Here is a 17378-nt window from a genome sequence, read left to right as displayed (position 1 = left end):
TAGCGGAACCCTTTTAGGCGTGGCATATTGGTCGGATTGTTCATGGCCCGCGGATAGCCCAGTCAAGACAGACGAACAACTTGGCAATACCGCCTCGGGGTATTCAAAAGTCTCGAAGGGCGGCATCTGCACGTAATCGGGATCGACCGCATAGAAGGCTTGATTGCCACCATGGCGAATATCGGCCCCGGTCACTGCGAAGAACGCTTCCGCGATGGCATTGCGCTCGGCGGTCTCGGGCATCGGCTCAGCCACGGCGTAGTAGGTCTCGGGTAGTCCCTCTATCTGATCGACGTTGAAAACCGTGTAGCCCTTCATGAAGGGGATCTCGACCTCGCGGTCTTGGCCCGCATCATCGGTCTCGGTTTTGCGCATCATATCTGCATAGATGACGAGCTGACCCTTGGAGCCTTTGCGGACCTGCCCGCCAAGCTCGAGTGCCTGGCGATAGGTCATCCAGGTGGGCGCGACATAGCCATGGGCGACGGACGCGGCCCAGAGCAGAATGATGTTGAGGCCGCGGTAGGCGATGCCGTTGTGACGCAGGGGCCGGGTGATGCGACCGGCGAGGTGCTCGGCGCTCCAGGGCTTGTGCCAGGGCCGGGTGCCAGCCTCCAGATCTGCAATGATCTTCTCGGTGATGCGGGTGTAGATGTCGGGCTTTGCCATGTGATCCTCCATTGTTTCGTCCCCGTGCGGGACGCGGGAGGACATGGCGGACGCAACAAGCCGCACGAGCATGGTCAACACGGGAGCGACAGCGAATGGGGCGGGCAGACCATTGCGCGAGCGGCGGTGTCCGCCAGACGCGCGATCCCCTTGCTCGCACGGGGATGGGACGGAGGAGGTCAGGATGGGAAGCCCCCTACCGCACCGGATCAAGATCAGATGAATGGCGCGATAGCATCCTGAACAACGGCGCTCAAGTCACGTTGCCGAAGAATCCGGTTGTCGGGCATCCAGTCCTCTGCGCCCTCAAAACGTGCCGCAGCGACCGGGCCATCTTTCTGATAGCCTTCAAACCCGTCGCCATCACAAAAACGCCGCGCGAGGATGTCGATCGCCGACTTGACGGTTTCAGCGTGCTTGCCAGCCAGGGCGGCGTCGAATGCAGAACGCAAAGCCTCCGTTCCGCCTTTGTAGTGCTCAAGGCAATAGCAGAGGTCGTGCGCATCCTTGGGTTCGGCCCGGTGATCGAAAGCAAACGCCTTGAGGCAGGTGAAACTGATAATGTCCGCATGCCGGATGGTCTCGGTCGTGACGCCACCGTCGTCCAGCAGTTCGGCTGTAATATCCACGGTCTCATGATGATCCAGCACCATCGCCGAATGCGGAATGTGAATTGCTGAAACCGCACCTTCCGAGGGCAACTCTTGAAGCGCACCGCCGCTCTCATCTCCGGCGTCCGCCAGGAATTCCAAAATCAGAACCGTGCCGTCGACCAACTCCTGTTGCCAGCGCCATGATAGCTTTTTACCGTCATTGTTTTCAGACCGTTTGAACCCGATGGCCCTGATATTGTCCTCTAGCGTCCGGTAGGCCTTGGTATCAGCGAGCAGTTTCATGTCCACAACGACATCAACGTCCCCGGTTCCCGCATGCGCGGGCACCGCCGGCGGACGTTCCTTGATGAGGTAGCGTGGCGTCAGACCACCCACGAGAAAGATGGAGTCGCGCCACGGCCCCAAATGGCGGATCAGGGTGACCAGCACACGCTCACAGGCCTCAGTGACAGTTTGGTTGTAGCCTTGAATGGCCGTCGGTTTCTTCATTGCCACACCAGTTTTTGAGAGCGCAGATGCTCTGCCATTTCCTTGGAACGACCATGATCTTCCAGCAGGTCGAGATAGACTTGCAGGGGCGAGGCAAGCAAACGTTCGTTTTCGTCACGTTTTCCACGGCGCAGCTTTTTCGATCCTGCGTCGATCAGCACAAGGTTTGCACCTTCCGAAACCTCTCGCGCGCCAAGTATGGAAAGGAGTAACTCGCGACCGGTTTTACCGCGAACACGCACAGCCAAATCTGAAACGCTAGAAAGGAATGGCGCGTAAGATTGGGCTGCAAATTGACCTGTGAGTTCCAAGTCTATATTCCCGTATGGCGCTTCACGCTTGATTTGCCTCACCATTTCTTCGGGTTTCATCCGCGGAACGTAGTACCGGCTTCGTTTCGACGCACGACTCGCCAGAATGCTGTCGCGCCAGGCATCCAGTAGGACATCTGGCCGGATCAGTCTGCGCCGTTTCGCAGGCCCCTCCCCTTTCACGTCCAGCCAGTCGCGACGCTCAAGATCCTTGAAGGTTTCAGAAACGGTCGCCGGCGACACACCGGCATATTCGGCAATCTCCGAGCCACTCACCCATTCGCCTGGACGATCGAACAAAGCGTGCAAGACCTGTGCTCGGGTTCCTTTGAACACGTTCATGGCGCGACGCTTGGCACGCTTGGGTTTCGGCCTCTCGATCAGCACAAACGTCTCATCGACACTGACAAAGAGCGATCCGCTCAAGTCGTGATAGGCGACCTGCTCTTCCTGAAGAAAGTCCCGGGCCCCTTCCGAAACCGAACGAGCAAGGATCATCGGAACATACCGCCGGTTGGAGCTGTTCAACTCCCGCAGGTATCGTTTGAGCTGCCAGACGATCTCACGTGCGTCTCGCGGAAACACATCGCCTCGGGTTTCCACCACGAAGGCGATTTCGCGACCTGCTACGACCGCATTAAGAATTGCATCCGGGCGCAAACGCTCACCAATCCCCGCTTCCCAGGAGGTTTCACCCAAGTGAGCGTTAGGAATCGCCTCAAAGCTGTCGCTCAGGCTTTCCAAAAGTTCCGGCTCTATGTTCGCGATTTCTTCCATATTCACTGTTCAGCAGATTTAGCTGTTTCTCTCATATATTCGGCCTAAAGTCAATATTTACTGTTCCGTAAACTTGAGCACCTAGCGTTGTCGACCTCACCCCTGGGATCAATCTTAGAAGTTCCCGTTACGCAGCCCGCCCGCTGAGACGACCGTAGAAGCAGCGCTCGAGATGGAGTTACCCTGCCCCGGCTTTCTGGACAACGCCCCGCAGATACCCACCCGGAGACGCCACTTCGCCAGCACACGGCGGACGGACTAGGCTGCCGTCGAGCGGCGAATCAAGGAGGTCAAGGAGACCCGTGAGCGCTACGGAGACCGGCGCGCCCACGTGCTTCTGAGGCAGGAGGGCTGGGTGATCAACATGAAGAAGACTCGCAGGGTTTCCAACTAGTTGGGTCTACAGTTCAGGAACAAGCATCTGAAGCGCCGGGTGAAGGCAGAGATACGTGAAGATCGCCAGGAAGCGATCGGCCCAACGACGTCTGGGCGATGGATTTCGTCCACGGCCAGCTCGCCCTGAGTAATAAACTGCGCATCCTGACCGTTGTTGACACGCATTCCCGGCACTGTCCGGCGGCTGACCCACGCTTCACTTACCGGGGCGACGATGCCGTGCAGACTCTCGAAAAGGTCTGCAGGCAGACCGGCTTTCTGCCATCCAGTTGCGATATAGATGCTCTGCCAGCCGCAATGTTTCCGACCTCAATGCGTTCATCTGCTCCAGGCACGCCTCCATGGCCCCTACCCCGTTGGCCTGATCAAAGGCCTCGCCCACGGCCGGATCCTTGGCCCAGGTGCGCAAGCCTGCCTGATCAACTTCGGGGTGAAACTGCACTGACCGAGCGGTTGACCCCCAGGACATGGCCTGAACCTTGCAAGCTTGTGACAATGCAGTCAGCTGGCAATCCGGCGGCAGCGCAGTGATTTCGGCGCTGTGCCATTGAAACGTTTTGATGCTCGGAGCAAGCCCGGAAAACTCGGGGCGCTCTTGCAATAACTGCACCGAAGAAATGCCAATTTCAGGGCAGCGTGCCGGTCCAACCGTCCCGCCCAGAACATGCGCCAGCATCTGATGGCCAAGGCAAATTCCAAAAAAGGGCATTTCTAGATCCACGACGGCCCGGCGCACCAACTCGAGCTCATGTTGCAACCAATCCAGCGTCTCGGCCTGCCAGACCTGAACCGCGCCACCCAACACCCAAAGGCCATCAAACAGCGCCAGATCCGGGGCAGGCCCGCCCAAGTCGGGCCGAAAGATCGTGATCTGGTGGCCGTCCTGTTGAAACAATGGCTGGAATAGCCCCAACCCTTCATGAAGCGCGTGTTGAAACACCAGAATCCGCATAAAGACCTCTCGCCTGTACCCCAGTGTTATTGGGAAAACAAGACAGAGACGGTTTCAAGGTAAGCCTCTAGTTGCTCTTCCCCAAGGTCCTTGCCAAATCCGGACATTCCCTGTCCGCCAAACGGAAAGGCCGGGTCAAGAAAGCCATGGCCATTCACATAGATCGTCCCTGCGTTCAGGCGGCGCATTAGCCGCAGGACCTGAGCGTGGTCTTGGGAAAAAATCGCGGCCCCTAGCCCATAGTCTGTATCATGGGCCGCACAAATCAGATCCGCTTCGCTTGTTGCACGCCGACAGGCCAGAACCGGCCCGAAAATCTCATCCGTCCAACAGGCGTGATCCGAAGGGCAATCCCCTATGATCACCGGGCCATGAAAGAAACCGGACCCCGCCTGTTCAGACTTGTTCAGCAATAAGGCGAGCCCATCATCTTTGGCTTTTTGGACCAGCGAGGTGACTTTCTGAAAATGCGCCTGCGACGCCAGAGGGCCAAGAAACGTATTGTCCTCTAGCCCAGGGCCAACCTTGAGCGTGCTCACCTTCTGCACTAAGCGATCTGTAAACGCGTCATATATCTCATCTGCTACAATCACCCGGGACCCGGCATCACAGACCTGACCCGCATTGAAGAAAATGCCGTTGATAACACCGTCTACCGCCTGATCCAGATCGGCCGTGCCCGTCACAAGGACCGGAGACTTGCCTCCAAGCTCCAGCGTCAGGCGTTTCATCGTGCCCAACGCCGACGCCCCGATCACCTTTCCGGCCTCTGTCGAGCCGGTAAAGGTGATCTTGTGAACATCTCTGTGTGCGACCAGCGCAGCGCCGGTTTCAGGCCCGGTTCCGTTGATCAGGTTAAAGACCCCCGGCGGAAACCCCGCTTCCTGTGTCAGCTCGGCAAATCGCAACGCGCTCAGCGGGGCAATTTCGCTTGGCTTGGCAACCACGGTACACCCGGTGGCAAAAGCTGCAGCGCATTTCCAGATCAGGGTTTGTAGTGGAAAGTTCCAGGGCGTAATGGCCGCCACGACCCCAACCGGCTTTTTGAGTGTCAGCCCAAAGAAGCTGCTGTCATAGGCCGAGAGCGGCGCAGTTCGACCGCTGATCTTGCCTGCCCAACCGGCAAAGTACCGCAGCACATCCACGGCCCCTCCGATATCCACCTCAAGCGCTTGATCCACCGGTTTGCCGACATCGACGGATTCCATCAGGGCCAGCTCGCCTTTGTTGGCCTCAACCAGATCCGCAAGTTTCAGGATCATCTGTTGCCGATCAAGGGGCCGCAATCCGGCCCAGGCATCATTTTCAAAAGCGGCCCGCGCGGCACCAACGGCCTGATCCACAATCGCGGGCCCGGCTTCGTAGGTATGACACAAAACACTTGCCGTGCTGGGCTCGATCACCGGAATTGGAGTTCCGGCGCGTGAAAGACGTCCATTGATCCAATGGCCGACGTCCCGCCGCAACAAAGCCTGGCTTTCCGCACCAACCCCATGGGCATTTAAGTATTTGGCAACAGGATCTGTCATGCCGTTCCCCTTTCTCACCAGCTTTGCAGCAACATGTCGCTGCCCTTTTCACCAACCATCATCGACGGCGCGTTCAGGCCGCCGGTCGGGACCACCGGCATGATGGAACTGTCGATCACCCGCAAACGATCCACGCCGCGCACCTTCAGCTCGGGATCGACCACCGCCAGGTCATCCACCCCCATCTTGCACGTGCCCGAGGCGTGATAGTGGTTTGCAAAGTAACGCGAACAATGCGCGTCAATTTCGGCATCGCTCTGACAGTGCGGCCCCGGCGCCACTTCTGCTCCGCGATAGGGGGCCAGCGCGGCCTGCGCGTGGATTTTGCGCGCCATGCGAAAGGCCAGACGGTTCAGCTCTTTGTCGGCCTCATCCGAAAAGAAACGGTTATCAATCACCGGATCGGCAAATGGATCAGCGCTGCTCAGGCGTACAAAGCCACGGCTTTTGGGCTGAATGATCCCCCAATGAATGTTGTAGCCGTGCGACCGTGGCTCAAATGTCCCCTCGCTATGGGGGTTCACCGCAACCGGGAACATGTAATACTGCACATCCGGTCTCGGCGCGTCTGGGGCGACGCGCAGGATCGCGCTTGATGCCATGGGAAACAAGGTCAGCGGCCCCCGGCCCAAGGCCAGCCACTGAAACACCGCGCCCGCCGCGCGCAGCTTGTTGGTATAGCTGTAATAGGTGATGGGCTGCGTACAGTCATGCTGAACAAATGAACCAATCTGATCTTGCAGGTTTTGCCCGACACCCGGCAAATCCAGAACCGGTTCAACCCCCATGTCTTTTAGGTGCCCAGCATCGCCAATGCCCGAGAGCATCAACAGCTTGGGCGATTGATAGGGGCCGGCGCTCAGGATCACCTCTTTGCGGGCCATCACCCTGTGCGTGGTTCCTTTGCGCCGGTACTCAACCCCCCTGGCAACCCGATCCTCGATAAGGACGCGGCTGACTTCGGCATGTTTTCGAACGCTCAGGTTGCGGCGGAACCGTTCTGGCAAAAGATAGGCATAGGAGGTCGCGCAGCGCAGCACGGGGAACCGGTAGTGAGTGTGCTGGCAATGGCCAAAACCTTCGTAGTCCGCGCCATTGAAATCCGCGATCCGCCGGTGCCCCATTTGCTCTCCGGCCTGTATGAACGCCTCAAACAGCGGATTGTCATAGGTGCTGCCGATCGTGCGCAAAGGCCCCTGGTCTCCGCGATAAGCATCTGCCCCGCCAATCCAGTTTTCCATGCGTTTGAACAACGGCAACACATCGTCAAAGCTCCAGCCTGTATTTCCAAGCGCTGCCCAGCCGTCATAATCCTCAGCGATACCGCGGAAATAGAGTTGGCCATTGATCGAAGAAGACCCGCCCAGACATTTGCCGCGCGCAAGCTCCATCCTTGCGCCACCAAGTTCGCTTTGTGGTGCGCTTTTGAAGGCCCAGTCATAGGCCGACCCCAAAAGCTGCGTTTCGCCCACGGGGGCCGCCACAAATGGGTTGATGTCCGAGCCTCCGGCTTCCAGCAACAAGACACTGGTGCCCTTGTCCGCAGAAAGGCGGTTGGCCAATACACATCCCGCAGAGCCAGCGCCCACAATGATGAAGTCAAATTCCTCGGTGTTCTCGCCCATGAGATGCTCCGGTAGTAGTGTCGTTTAGCGGTTGAGAGACAACTGGCACGGCGGCCCTCACAGACCCATGTCCCATCCGGGATAGATGCCTGTCAGTTAGCTTTGCGCGAGAGCGGGACGCCCATGTAATAGGCAGCGATCTCGCTTGCGGCGCGGATGTAGCGGTCAAAAACAATTGCCATGCCAGCAATGGCAAGACCGGCAAGAAGGCCGTCGCCAGCGGCAACCCGCGCGATGGCCGAAAGCGTTGTTTCCTCAAGCCCGCGCGTGCCAACCAGCGCGGTGATCACAAGCATACCAAAGGCCAGCATGATCACCTGGTTTATCCCCAGCAGGATCACCGGAAACCCAAGCGGCAGTTTCACAAGCATCAGCAACTGCCAACCTGTACACCCGGACATGCGCGCGCCTTCGATCAACGTTGGTTTAACCCCCTCCAGCGCCGAAATCGTATAGCGGATGGCCGGGGTGACCGCATACAGCACGATCGCAAGGAAGGCAGGGAATTCCCCAAGGCTGAACAGCATGACCACCGGGATAAGATACACAAACATCGGCATCGTCTGTAACGTGTCGACAGCCAGGATCAGTCCTGCCCGCAGTGGGCGGAAAAGCGTGCCAACAATCCCCAGAACAACGCCCAGAACGCTCGCAAACCCGACAGAGACCACTACAAGGTAGAGCGACACCATCGCCTTGTCCCAATATCCCAGCACCGCGATCAGCGCGTAGATTGTCCCGCCCAGCAGCGCCAGCCGCCACCCGTTGAGCAGATAGCCAACAACCACAACCGCCACCGTGACCCCAACCCATGGCAGCCCGGTCAGGAACAGGCGCATCGGTTTCAGAAGATAGATGATAAACCCATCCCGCAGGCCGCTCAGTTCGTCATAATGGGTGTTGGAAAACCAGCGGACCGCATCGTTTGCAAAGGCTCCGGCGCGAATTTGCCATGCTTCCGGGTAGCTCTGTAACGCGGGGAAAAAACGCGCCATCAGGATGAATGCCAGCGTCAGCGCGGCAATTGTCAGCGCCACAACGTGGCGCTTGGCCCAGCTTTGTGTCGTGGGCTGATGCACGGGGCGTCGTACCGCAACCGCATAGGACATCCGATCAAGCACAATCGCCATCAGTGTCACCGCGCTCCCGGCGATGATCGCATCGCCAATGCGCAGAGATTTCAGCGCCTTGAGCACATCGCCCCCTAGGCCACCAGCGCCGATCAGCGAGGCGACAACCACAACCGAAAGGGCCAGCATGATCACCTGGTTCACACCCAGCAGCAGGCTCTTGCGGGCGGCCGGGATCATCACCTGCCAATCCAGCTGGCGGGGCAGGCATCCGGCAATATGTCCAAACTCGCGCACGCTGCTGCTGACCTCGCGCAGCGCCTGTGTTGTCACCCGCGCCATTGGCGGCAGAGAGAACACCACCGTCGCCATCAAAGAGGCCACCGGCCCAAACCCGAAAAACAGGATCATCGGGACAAGATAGGAAAACAATGGCAGGGTCTGCATGATGTCGTAGATCGGCTGCAAGGCCCGATCCCAGGCTGGGTACTTGTAGCCAAGCAATCCAAGCAGCAGACCGATGACGGTGCTGAAGGCAACCGAAACTACCACCAGGGTCAGGGTCAGCATGGCCGATTCCCAAATGCCGAACACCGCAAAAAACAAAAACGTCGCCCCCGTGCCGAGCGCAAATCCGCGACCCGCAAAGGTCTGGGCAAGAATGATCCAAAACGCGGTGACCGCGATCCAGGGCAGGGGGGGTATCTCAATTTTGCTACCCGCTTCGGGATAGATCCGGAACCCCGAGGCAAACACCCCTTTCAGAAGCTCGTAGGGTTGCGAGACAAGGCTACCAATCATCCGCGTGATCTCGGACATTTTGACCGGCCCGATTTCCGCCTTGCGTGACACATGTTTGAGCCAATCCCCAAGCGGGGTTGCGATGTCGATGGTCCGCTCCTGCGGAAAATCATCAAAGCCGCCACCGTCTTGCGGCAACCAGAACGCGGCCAGCACAAGGCAGATAGCGACAAGCGCCCGGATCAGGTTGCGACGGCTGAAAAAGAAACTGTTTTCGGAATGCGGGGCCATGATGCTGCCTCAGGTAACAATCGGGATAAGCGCATGGCGGTGGATCGATCCAACAATTTCATCAGATGCATTCACCACGGCGATCGGCTGATCCGCTTCAAGAACCTGCGCGGCAACCTGATCAATGGTGGCCTCTGAGCGCACAACCCAGTCAATGGTGGCACCCTCTACCGGCTGCCCCATGATTGCCGAAACGCGCAGGACTTTCTGTTTGGGAATGTTCTGCGTGAAATCCCGCACGTAGTCATCCGCTGGCCGCAAGACCAGATCTTCGGGGCGGCCCTGTTGGATCACCTGGCCATTTTTCATGATAGCGATCCGGTCGGCCAAGCGCACGGCCTCTTCAAAATCATGTGTGATAAAAACAATGCTTTTGTTAAGCATAGTTTGCAAACGCAGGAACTCTGCCTGCATATCATAGCGGATCAGCGGATCCAGCGCCGAAAACGGCTCATCCAGAAACCAGACCTCTGGCCGGGTCGTCAGGCTTCGGGCGATGCCTACCCGTTGCTGTTGCCCTCCCGACAGCTCATCCGGAAAATAGTTCTCGCGGCCCTGCAGCCCGACAAGCTCGATCATCTCAAGCGCGCGCCTTTCGCGGGTTTTCCGATCCTGGCCCTGCACCTTTAGCGGGAAAGCCACATTGCCCAACACTGTCAGATGCGGCAGCAGGGCAAAGTCCTGAAACACCATCGAGATTTTCTTGCGGCGCAGCTCCACCAGCTCTTGATCAGAGAGGTTTGTGACGTCCACGCCGTCAATCTCCAGCTTGCCCGCCGTTGGCCGATGTAGACGTGTCATGCAGCGCACCAACGTGGATTTGCCCGAACCTGACAACCCCATGACAACAAAGATCTCGCCCTTGTTCACATGCAAGTTCACCGCGCGGGCCCCAACAATCAGATCCCGGTCGCGAAAAGCTGAGTCCGGGGCATCTTCGCCCAGATCGGTCAGGGCCTGCGCACCGTTTTTGCCAAAAATCTTCCAAAGCTCAGTGCACCGCAGCATGGCCTTGGCACTATCGTCGCCAATGGGGGAGTTTGTCATGTGAGGACTATCTTTTGATTGGGTTGGTCTGCCGCAAGGCAGACCAAAGGAACTCGGGCGGCCTTAATTGATCGGCCAGCTGCGCCAGGTATCTTGATGGGCATCCAGCCAGTCTGCGGCCACCTGTTCAATCGGGACGCCATCGTTTTCGATCTTGCCAGTGGCCGCCGCCACGTCGTTGGCATCAAGCTGCAAGAGTTGCAGCAAACGCGCCGCTTCGGGAGATTTGGCGGCAAAATCATTGTTGGCCATTTTCCAGATGAACCCGACGGAAAAGCCGCAATCAAAGGTCGCCTCCGGGTTCGGACCCGTGGCGGGATCGTCATAACACGCGGCCGTATTTGGAGGCATCTGCACAAAATCTCCAGGCGTTCCGGCAAAGTACCAATGCGGCAGCGTGCCAAATCCAAAAACCGGTTCCTTACGATCAACCGCGGCGCGCATCGATGCAATCATGGTCACGGTAGAACCGGAGTTGATCACCTCAAAATCAAGGTTCAGCGCCGCCATGCGTTTGGCTGAATCCGTCTCCCAATCTGCCGGCGCATCAATGTAGCGCCCGCGCGGGGCGGTTTCTGCGGTGGTCAGCGCAGCCACACACTCAGGGGCCTGAAGCGCTGTGTAGTCGGGCAGGCCTGGGCAGACCTCTTCGAGGTACTTTGGATACCACCAGCCTTCTTTCACGGCGACACCGGTCGACCCGTAAACAACCGCTGTGTGATCCGCCATTGCGTTGGCAACCGCTGGCCAAGTTGTGGTGTCCCAGATCGAGGTGGAGACATCCAGATCGCCGGTCTCAAGCGCCGGGATCATCGCGGTATAGTCGATCCGCAGATATTCGACGTTGAAACCGTAACGCTGCAGCAGGCCGCCATAGACATGGGCGATAAAATCCGCATCCGAACTGTCGATTGTTGCGATCGAGATCGGCTGGTTTGTATCCGCCGCATCTGCCGCACCCGCTGTCATCGCCAAGGCGGCGCTGGCCCCAAGAAGGGTGGTTCTGATCGCGTTTGACTTGCTCATTTTCTGGTTCCCGTTGTTACGCGCTGGTTGATTGGGCGCTGCATCTGATCGCGGCAAAAGCCGCCTTTGATTGCTGTGCTCAACCGTGAAGAAGACGGGAAAAATTGACCATGTCCCAATTGGGACATACTTTTTGCAGGCCCGCCCGGCATGTTTTAGCATGTGACATCCAAACGAATTGAAGTGCGCCAATGACCGATTTTCCCATACTCGCCCCACCGCCCATCGGGCGCCGCACTGCGCGGGAATGGTGGGTGGGATACCACCTCTGGAGTGACGCCGTCGTCAAGGCAATGCAGGCCGAGTCCTCGTCTGCCGCGATCCGCGAAATCGCGATTGGCCTGGCCGCCCTGTTCGATGCCGACACCTGGTATGTGATCTTTTTCCGGCAGGGCGAAGTGCCGATCATGTTTGATTATTTTGACGCCGAGACACGACAGGATCGCTATGCGGACGGGCCATATCTTCTTGACCCGTTTTACACTTCTTTTCTCAATGGGGACCCGCCGGGAAGCTACCTGAAAAAGGATATCTCACCCGAGGACCTGTCCGAAATCGAAGCCTACCTGTCTTATGATCAGGAAATTTTTGGACCCATGGAAGAGGTCGGGCTTGTCACGGATATAGATGCGGACACGCGGTCGCTTGTCTGTTTTTCCCGCGCTGTGGCCTTGCCCGATCGATCAACCTATGAGCGTTATCACCTTACCGTTCTTGAGAGTGTCGCACCGGTTGTAGAGAACTTTGCAACCCGTGTCTGGCACGAGACAGCGCAGCAACACCCGGACGCGCGCAGCAACCGCAGCCGAAAACACGCCCAGATCGAGACGGTTCTGGCGACCTTTCAGGCTGAACATTTGACCTCCCGTGAAAAGGAAGTCTGCAATTTGATGCTCAAGGGGTTCAACGCGCGCGAAATCGGCGGGCTTCTTGACATCTCTTACGGCACGGCCCGAAACCACATCAAAAAAGTCTATCAAAAGCTGGACGTTTCCTCACAAAGTGAGCTTTGCGGGATTTTCATCGAACAGCTTTTGAACCTGGAAACTTTATGAGGCATTTGCCGCCCAGACGTGCAGCATCTCCAGCGCCAGGGTGGCCGCCGCCAAAGAGGTGATGCCGGTTGGATCATAGGGCGGAGACACTTCAACAAGGTCCATGCCAACAATGTCGAGACCAACCAGCCCGCGCATAACCTGCAACGCAAAATTGGTAGAGAACCCTCCGGCAACAGGTGTGCCCGTTCCCGGCGCATAGGCCGGATCGAGACCGTCAATATCGAACGTCAGATAGGTGGGCCGGTCGCCGATCACCGCGCGGATTCGGGCCAACACCTCTTGCGGGCCATTGTTACAGCACCAATCGGCGTCAAGAACGGTGTAGGGATAATCTTGCGGATCATAGACGGTCCGAATACCGATCTGAATGGAATGCTCGGGGTCGATCAACCCTTCTTTTGCGGCAAAGTGAAAGGGTGTCCCATTGTCAAACTCCGGGCCGTCGTAGGTGTCTGTATGGCTGTCAAAATGCAGTAGTGCCATTCTGCCATGTTGTGCAGCATGGGCCCGCAACAACGGCAGTGAGACATAGTGATCGCCACCCAGCGACAGCACCCGCGCGCCGCTTTGCAGCAATTGTGTGGTTCTGGCCTCTACCCGCGACACCATGGTTTGCGGCATTCCTGTCTGGTTCTGAATGTCGCCGGTGTCTGAAAGCGCCAGTTTTTCGGTCACGTCAAACGACCAGGGCCACCGCGGCCGATCCCACCTAAGATTGGCCGACGCCAGCCGAATAGCACCGGGCCCGAACCGTGCGCCGGGCCGCCCTGGTGTGGTCAGGTCAAAGGGGATCCCTTGTATGACGACATCCGAGCGGACCTGCTGAGACCAAGCCGGGACACCGAGGAATGTGCCCAGATGTTCGAACAAAGGTTCATCAAGTTCAACGTTTTGCACCATCGTATTGTCCTTTTGTGAAGCGAACCTAGGCGGGCCTAGGTGTCCATCAAACGCCCAAAGCCCTGGATCTTCAATTGTTGCCCCGCCGCGCGCAGCCCATGCCATAACAGCGCCTGGTTGCTGGTGATGACCGGCATCCCGATCCGCGCCTCCAGCCTGGCTGCCGCCTCTGCCCCTTGCAGCGCCGTGCAGGAAAGAAACACCGCATCCGCCCCGGCGTGATCCAGACCAGAGGCAAGATCACACAGACTGTCCGGTGTGACCCGCCCATTATCCCAATCCTCAACCAATCCCAGGCAATGCAGGGCCGTCACCTTGAGGCCGAGACCTTCGATATAGACACCCAACATCTCAGAAACGGATGGGGTATAAGGGGTCAGCACAGAGATCCGGCGCAGCTTCAGCACCGTGGTTGCCGCCAGCAAACCCGTCACCGGCGTGGCGACCGCCTTAGCTTCCGGTTTGGCTTCTCTCAACAGCGCCAGCACGCGCTGATCCCCAATAGCCGCCGACGCAGAGGTGCACCCATAAAGCAAAATATCAAGCGGACGTCCCGGCAGGATGTCTGCCGCACAGGCGCGGATGTCGTCCTCCATTGCCCGCAGCCTCTCGACCGAAATTTCACCATCAAAGGCAATTCGGTTCACAAAAAGCTCAATGCCACCATGGGGTGCCAGCATCCGGCGAAAGCTGCTTTCAATGGTTGGATCGCTGGCCAGAACGACCAAGCCTATGCGAAGGGTACTGCTCGTATCCGCAAGCGGCACAGAAATCGGAACGGCGGATATGCTCATGATCTGCCCTCGATTGATGCGCTAACAAAGGCCCGCAGAATGGCTTTGTCCAGCGCGCCTAATTGGTATTCCGGGTGCCATTGCACCCCAATAGCAAAGCGCTTGCCTGGAACTTCGATGGCCTCGATCACTCCATCATCCACGCAGCGGGCGGCCACCCGATAGTTGTCGCATGCACGCACAGCCTGACGGTGCAGGCTGTTAACCCAGGCCTCGCGCCGATCCGTGATCCGATCAAATAGGCTCGACGCCACAAATTCGATCTGATGGGCAACTTCAATTGGCGGGTCTTGCGGCAGATGTTCGATCCCACCGGGAACATCCCGCAGTATATCGGCCACCAGGGTGCCACCACAACAGACCGCCAGCAGCTGCATGCCATTACAGATCCCCAGCACCGGCAGATCCCGCTGCAACGCCTCGGTCATCAGCGCGCGTTCGAACGCTGTCCGATGGGCTTTCAGGGTCAGGCCAGGAGTGCCGGGTTGCCCATAATATTCTGGCGGGATGTCAAACATGCCTCCGGTGACGACGATGCCATCTAGCCGCGCCATCAGGGCGGTGACATCCTGTGTCTCATAAGGCAGCAGAACCGGCATGCCTCCGGCCTGCGCAATGGCGCTGCAATAATTGCTGCGCAAGACATACTCTGCCTCGCTTTCCCCTTTCGAGCGGGGTTCGTGATCGGCGGTCAGCCCAATCAGGGGGGGGAGGGCGCGCGTCATGGCTGCAGCCATTCCTGCGCGATCTGCGTGTAGATCCGCACGGCCTTGTGCAGGTTTTCAACCGGGATCAGCTCGTCCGGCTGGCCGCTCATACCCAACAGCCCCGGCCCAAGAATGGCAAAGGGCACGTCTAGGCCATCCAGCAAGATCGCCCCATCACTGTAGTATGACACCCCAAGAACCTTTGGTAGGTGGCCGTTTTCGGCCAGACAGGCCTGTTTGCACAGCTCGACAAACCCGCTGTTCGGGTTCTCTTCGACAGCCGGTTTGAAATCCATCACCTCCAGAGATACCTTCTCGGGCAAGAGGGGCATTATCTGCGCAATCACCTGCTCTGGCGAGATCCCCGGGCCAAACCGGACGTCGATCTCAGCGAGGCATTTATCCGGTGTCAGGTTGACCGCAGAGCCACCCATGATACGCCCGACGCTGATCGATGGCGGCGTCAAAAGCGGATGCGACGGCAGGTCCAGCTCCAGCGCGTTGAGCTTGGGCAGGAACTGGGTCATCAAGTCGATTGCATTGACCCCCGCCGCGCCGGATACATGGCCCAATGTGCCTTTGGCCTCGGCCCGCAGCCACAAAATGGCCTTTTCGACCACGATCAGGTCCAGAGAGCTCGGCTCTCCACACAAGAACGCCCCGATCCGAGATTGAAAACCCTGCTCGACCAGGCGCCGTGCACCAATGCAGTTAGCGCTTTCGCCCGCTGTAAAGGCCAGCAGGATGTCCCCCGCCAGGGGCGTTTGCGACATGGAAAGCTGGTGGGCCGCGCCAATAAAGGCGGCAATTGCGCTTTTCATATCCGAGGCCCCACGCCCCCGGATCATGCCGTCAAAAGTATCTCCGGCAAAGGGCGGAAAGCTCCAGGGTTGCTGCCCCTCGGGAACCGTGTCCATATGCGCCGAGAACACAAGCGGGGGTTTGGTCCCGGCACCGGCAATCCGCCCTACAACATTGGCGCGACCCGGCGCGAACTCGTCAAACTCTGCCTCGATCCCCAGCGCCTGCAGTTGGCTATACACAAGTTTGGCAACTTCCAGCTCTCCCCCTGGTGGGTCGCAGCTCGGGATACAGATCATCGCCGACAGAAAGTGCTCGATCTCGAAATTGCATATGTCTTTCATGTGGGTTCTCCCTGCTTGTCCGACCGCGGGGCCAACCCGTCAAGAAAAGCCAGCACCGAGGGAGCCAGTGCGTCGGCGCAATATCCACCCTCCATCACCACCACACTCGGGATGCCCGCATCGCGCAAGAAATTGGCGGCCCGGCCAAAGCCTCTCTCGGTGACGTCGAAAAAGGATTGTGGATCGTCATGATGAGGGTCCACACCCAGAGAGACGACAACCGCCTCGGCCTCAAAATCCCCGAGGGACCAAATCAACTGCGCCACCGCAGACAGCCAGGCATCATTCTTACTTCCCGGCGGTAACGGGAGATTGAGCGTGCTGCCAACCCCTTCACCGCCTCCGCGCTCATCGGCGTGCCCGGCGAAAAACGGATAGCAATGACGTGGATCACCGTGCACTGACCCGTACCAGACATCGTTGCGCGCCCAGAAAATCTCTTGGGTGCCATTGCCATGGTGGAAATCCAGATCAAGTATGCCGACCCTCGACAGCCCCATGTCGCGTAGGCTCTGTGCGGCAATCGCCGCGTTGTTCAGATAGCAGTAGCCCCCGAAGCGATCGGACTCGCAATGATGGCCCGGAGGACGACACAACGCAAAGGCCGTGTTGGCCTTGCCCGAACCGACATATTGCGCTGCGCTGACAGCTACCTGGGCACTGGCGTAGGCTGCCTGCCATGTTCCGCGGTCAATGGTCGTATCACAGGCATTGGCAAAATACCCGACACGCCCCTCGATTGATTCCGGCTCCACCCCTTTCGGGCGACCTGCGACATTCGAAGCCATCGGGCTCCCGATCATGCCCGCCGTCTTCCACACATCCATGGCGGTTTGCAGAAAGGCGACATAGTCTTTGTCATGCACCGCGAGAATAGGTTCTGACCCGTGGTCTTTGGGCTCAGTCAACTGAAACCCGCCCGCCTGTTGCAGCGCATCCGCAATCAGATCTGCTCTCTCGGGCGAGTCAAATGCGGGAATAAGCGCGCCACCGGTAAATTCGTGCCGGGGCCTGTGCTCTTGGTGACGTTTGGTAAAAAAGACCTTCATACATCGCCCCATTTGAAATCATAGTTTGGGGCGAAGATAGGATCGACAAACCAGTGGCGATATATCCCAAACGGGCCATGCCTGAGACGCTCATGACGGGACTGTTGCATTAGCTGGCTGATGTCGGTTTGGTGTCTGGTCGATACTCTCAGATCATGCGGCTTTGAACAATTGGTCTATGAATTCGA

15 protein-coding genes and 1 pseudogene are annotated in these 17378 nt (G+C 58.3%); 2 read left to right on the top strand and 14 right to left on the bottom strand.

Annotated elements, in window-relative coordinates; translation table 11 throughout:
- From ACR0AD_RS20515 to ACR0AD_RS20505, 3 genes are all read right to left on the bottom strand, one after another.
- Positions 1-669: ArdC family protein (locus tag ACR0AD_RS20515; RefSeq protein WP_480489379.1), on the bottom strand; the 669-nt coding region annotated here is incomplete at its 3' end.
- 215 nt (positions 670-884) lie between these two features.
- On the bottom strand, positions 885-1712 hold the full coding sequence (locus ACR0AD_RS20510; RefSeq protein ID WP_480489381.1) for a hypothetical protein: 828 nt from the start codon (positions 1710-1712) through the stop codon (positions 885-887).
- Between the two features lie 56 nt (positions 1713-1768).
- Positions 1769-2860, bottom strand: a complete 1092-nt coding sequence (locus tag ACR0AD_RS20505; protein WP_480489383.1) for a MarR family transcriptional regulator — start codon at positions 2858-2860, stop codon at positions 1769-1771.
- 262 nt (positions 2861-3122) lie between these two features.
- Here ACR0AD_RS20505 and ACR0AD_RS20500 point away from each other — a divergent pair.
- Positions 3123-3538: pseudogene (locus ACR0AD_RS20500) on the top strand (DDE-type integrase/transposase/recombinase); the annotation flags it as partial.
- Here ACR0AD_RS20500 and ACR0AD_RS20495 read toward each other — a convergent pair.
- From ACR0AD_RS20495 to ACR0AD_RS20470, 6 genes are all read right to left on the bottom strand, one after another.
- Entirely contained in the window at positions 3453-4208 is a 756-nt protein-coding gene (locus ACR0AD_RS20495; protein ID WP_480489385.1) for a type 1 glutamine amidotransferase, read from the bottom strand. The pseudogene ACR0AD_RS20500 and the gene ACR0AD_RS20495 overlap by 86 nt on opposite strands.
- A gap of 26 nt (positions 4209-4234) precedes the next feature.
- Positions 4235-5737: an aldehyde dehydrogenase family protein gene (locus ACR0AD_RS20490; RefSeq protein WP_480489387.1), complete on the bottom strand. Its 1503-nt coding sequence runs from the start codon at positions 5735-5737 to the stop codon at positions 4235-4237.
- Between the two features lie 14 nt (positions 5738-5751).
- Positions 5752-7362 (bottom strand): GMC family oxidoreductase, encoded by a 1611-nt coding sequence (locus ACR0AD_RS20485; RefSeq protein WP_480489389.1) that lies wholly within the window; start codon positions 7360-7362, stop codon positions 5752-5754.
- Positions 7363-7454: 92 nt separating this feature from the next.
- A complete protein-coding gene (locus ACR0AD_RS20480; RefSeq protein ID WP_480489391.1) occupies positions 7455-9464 on the bottom strand; it encodes an ABC transporter permease in 2010 nt (669 codons plus the stop codon).
- 9 nt (positions 9465-9473) lie between these two features.
- Positions 9474-10511, bottom strand: a complete 1038-nt coding sequence (locus ACR0AD_RS20475; protein ID WP_480489393.1) for a quaternary amine ABC transporter ATP-binding protein — start codon at positions 10509-10511, stop codon at positions 9474-9476.
- A 63-nt stretch (positions 10512-10574) separates the two neighbouring features.
- On the bottom strand, positions 10575-11537 hold the full coding sequence (locus ACR0AD_RS20470; RefSeq protein WP_480489395.1) for an ABC transporter substrate-binding protein: 963 nt from the start codon (positions 11535-11537) through the stop codon (positions 10575-10577).
- A gap of 191 nt (positions 11538-11728) precedes the next feature.
- On the opposite strand from ACR0AD_RS20470, the gene ACR0AD_RS20465 reads away from it, so the two are divergent.
- Positions 11729-12592: a helix-turn-helix transcriptional regulator gene (locus ACR0AD_RS20465; RefSeq protein WP_480489397.1), complete on the top strand. Its 864-nt coding sequence runs from the start codon at positions 11729-11731 to the stop codon at positions 12590-12592.
- On the opposite strand, the gene speB is transcribed toward ACR0AD_RS20465, so the two are convergent.
- The 5 genes from speB to ACR0AD_RS20440 are packed head-to-tail and all read right to left on the bottom strand — an operon-like array spanning position 12587 to position 17190.
- Positions 12587-13495: an agmatinase gene (speB, locus tag ACR0AD_RS20460; protein WP_480489399.1), complete on the bottom strand. Its 909-nt coding sequence runs from the start codon at positions 13493-13495 to the stop codon at positions 12587-12589. The two genes, ACR0AD_RS20465 and speB, sit on opposite strands and share 6 nt — an antisense overlap.
- Before the next feature lie 35 nt (positions 13496-13530).
- Positions 13531-14289, bottom strand: a complete 759-nt coding sequence (locus ACR0AD_RS20455) for a maleate cis-trans isomerase family protein (protein ID WP_480489401.1) — start codon at positions 14287-14289, stop codon at positions 13531-13533.
- A complete protein-coding gene (locus tag ACR0AD_RS20450) occupies positions 14286-15014 on the bottom strand; it encodes a gamma-glutamyl-gamma-aminobutyrate hydrolase family protein (protein WP_480489403.1) in 729 nt (242 codons plus the stop codon). The genes ACR0AD_RS20455 and ACR0AD_RS20450 overlap by 4 nt, the downstream gene beginning before the upstream one ends.
- Positions 15011-16141: a M20 family metallopeptidase gene (locus ACR0AD_RS20445; protein ID WP_480489405.1), complete on the bottom strand. Its 1131-nt coding sequence runs from the start codon at positions 16139-16141 to the stop codon at positions 15011-15013. Before ACR0AD_RS20445 ends, ACR0AD_RS20450 begins: the two co-directional genes overlap by 4 nt.
- A complete protein-coding gene (locus tag ACR0AD_RS20440; RefSeq protein WP_480489407.1) occupies positions 16138-17190 on the bottom strand; it encodes a histone deacetylase family protein in 1053 nt (350 codons plus the stop codon). The genes ACR0AD_RS20445 and ACR0AD_RS20440 overlap by 4 nt, the downstream gene beginning before the upstream one ends.
- Between the last annotated feature and the right edge of the window lie 188 nt (positions 17191-17378).

This window comes from Ruegeria sp. BH8 (assembly GCF_056538065.1).
The sequence above is the reverse complement of the archived record's forward strand: the minus strand, read 5'-3'. Positions and strand labels throughout refer to the sequence as shown.

Bases quoted from the DNA above. Each gene is read 5' to 3' on its own strand.
- ACR0AD_RS20505 (WP_480489383.1), bottom strand. From the start codon at position 2,860: ATGGAAGAAATCGCGAACATAGAGCCGGAACTTTTGGAAAGCCTGAGC.
- ACR0AD_RS20495 (WP_480489385.1), bottom strand. From the start codon at position 4,208: ATGCGGATTCTGGTGTTTCAACACGCGCTTCATGAAGGGTTGGGGCTA.
- ACR0AD_RS20490 (WP_480489387.1), bottom strand. From the start codon at position 5,737: ATGACAGATCCTGTTGCCAAATACTTAAATGCCCATGGGGTTGGTGCG.
- ACR0AD_RS20485 (WP_480489389.1), bottom strand. From the start codon at position 7,362: ATGGGCGAGAACACCGAGGAATTTGACTTCATCATTGTGGGCGCTGGC.
- ACR0AD_RS20480 (WP_480489391.1), bottom strand. From the start codon at position 9,464: ATGGCCCCGCATTCCGAAAACAGTTTCTTTTTCAGCCGTCGCAACCTG.
- ACR0AD_RS20475 (WP_480489393.1), bottom strand. From the start codon at position 10,511: ATGACAAACTCCCCCATTGGCGACGATAGTGCCAAGGCCATGCTGCGG.
- ACR0AD_RS20470 (WP_480489395.1), bottom strand. From the start codon at position 11,537: ATGAGCAAGTCAAACGCGATCAGAACCACCCTTCTTGGGGCCAGCGCC.
- ACR0AD_RS20465 (WP_480489397.1), top strand. From the start codon at position 11,729: ATGACCGATTTTCCCATACTCGCCCCACCGCCCATCGGGCGCCGCACT.
- speB (WP_480489399.1), bottom strand. From the start codon at position 13,495: ATGGTGCAAAACGTTGAACTTGATGAACCTTTGTTCGAACATCTGGGC.
- ACR0AD_RS20455 (WP_480489401.1), bottom strand. From the start codon at position 14,289: ATGAGCATATCCGCCGTTCCGATTTCTGTGCCGCTTGCGGATACGAGC.
- ACR0AD_RS20450 (WP_480489403.1), bottom strand. From the start codon at position 15,014: ATGACGCGCGCCCTCCCCCCCCTGATTGGGCTGACCGCCGATCACGAA.
- ACR0AD_RS20445 (WP_480489405.1), bottom strand. From the start codon at position 16,141: ATGAAAGACATATGCAATTTCGAGATCGAGCACTTTCTGTCGGCGATG.
- ACR0AD_RS20440 (WP_480489407.1), bottom strand. From the start codon at position 17,190: ATGAAGGTCTTTTTTACCAAACGTCACCAAGAGCACAGGCCCCGGCAC.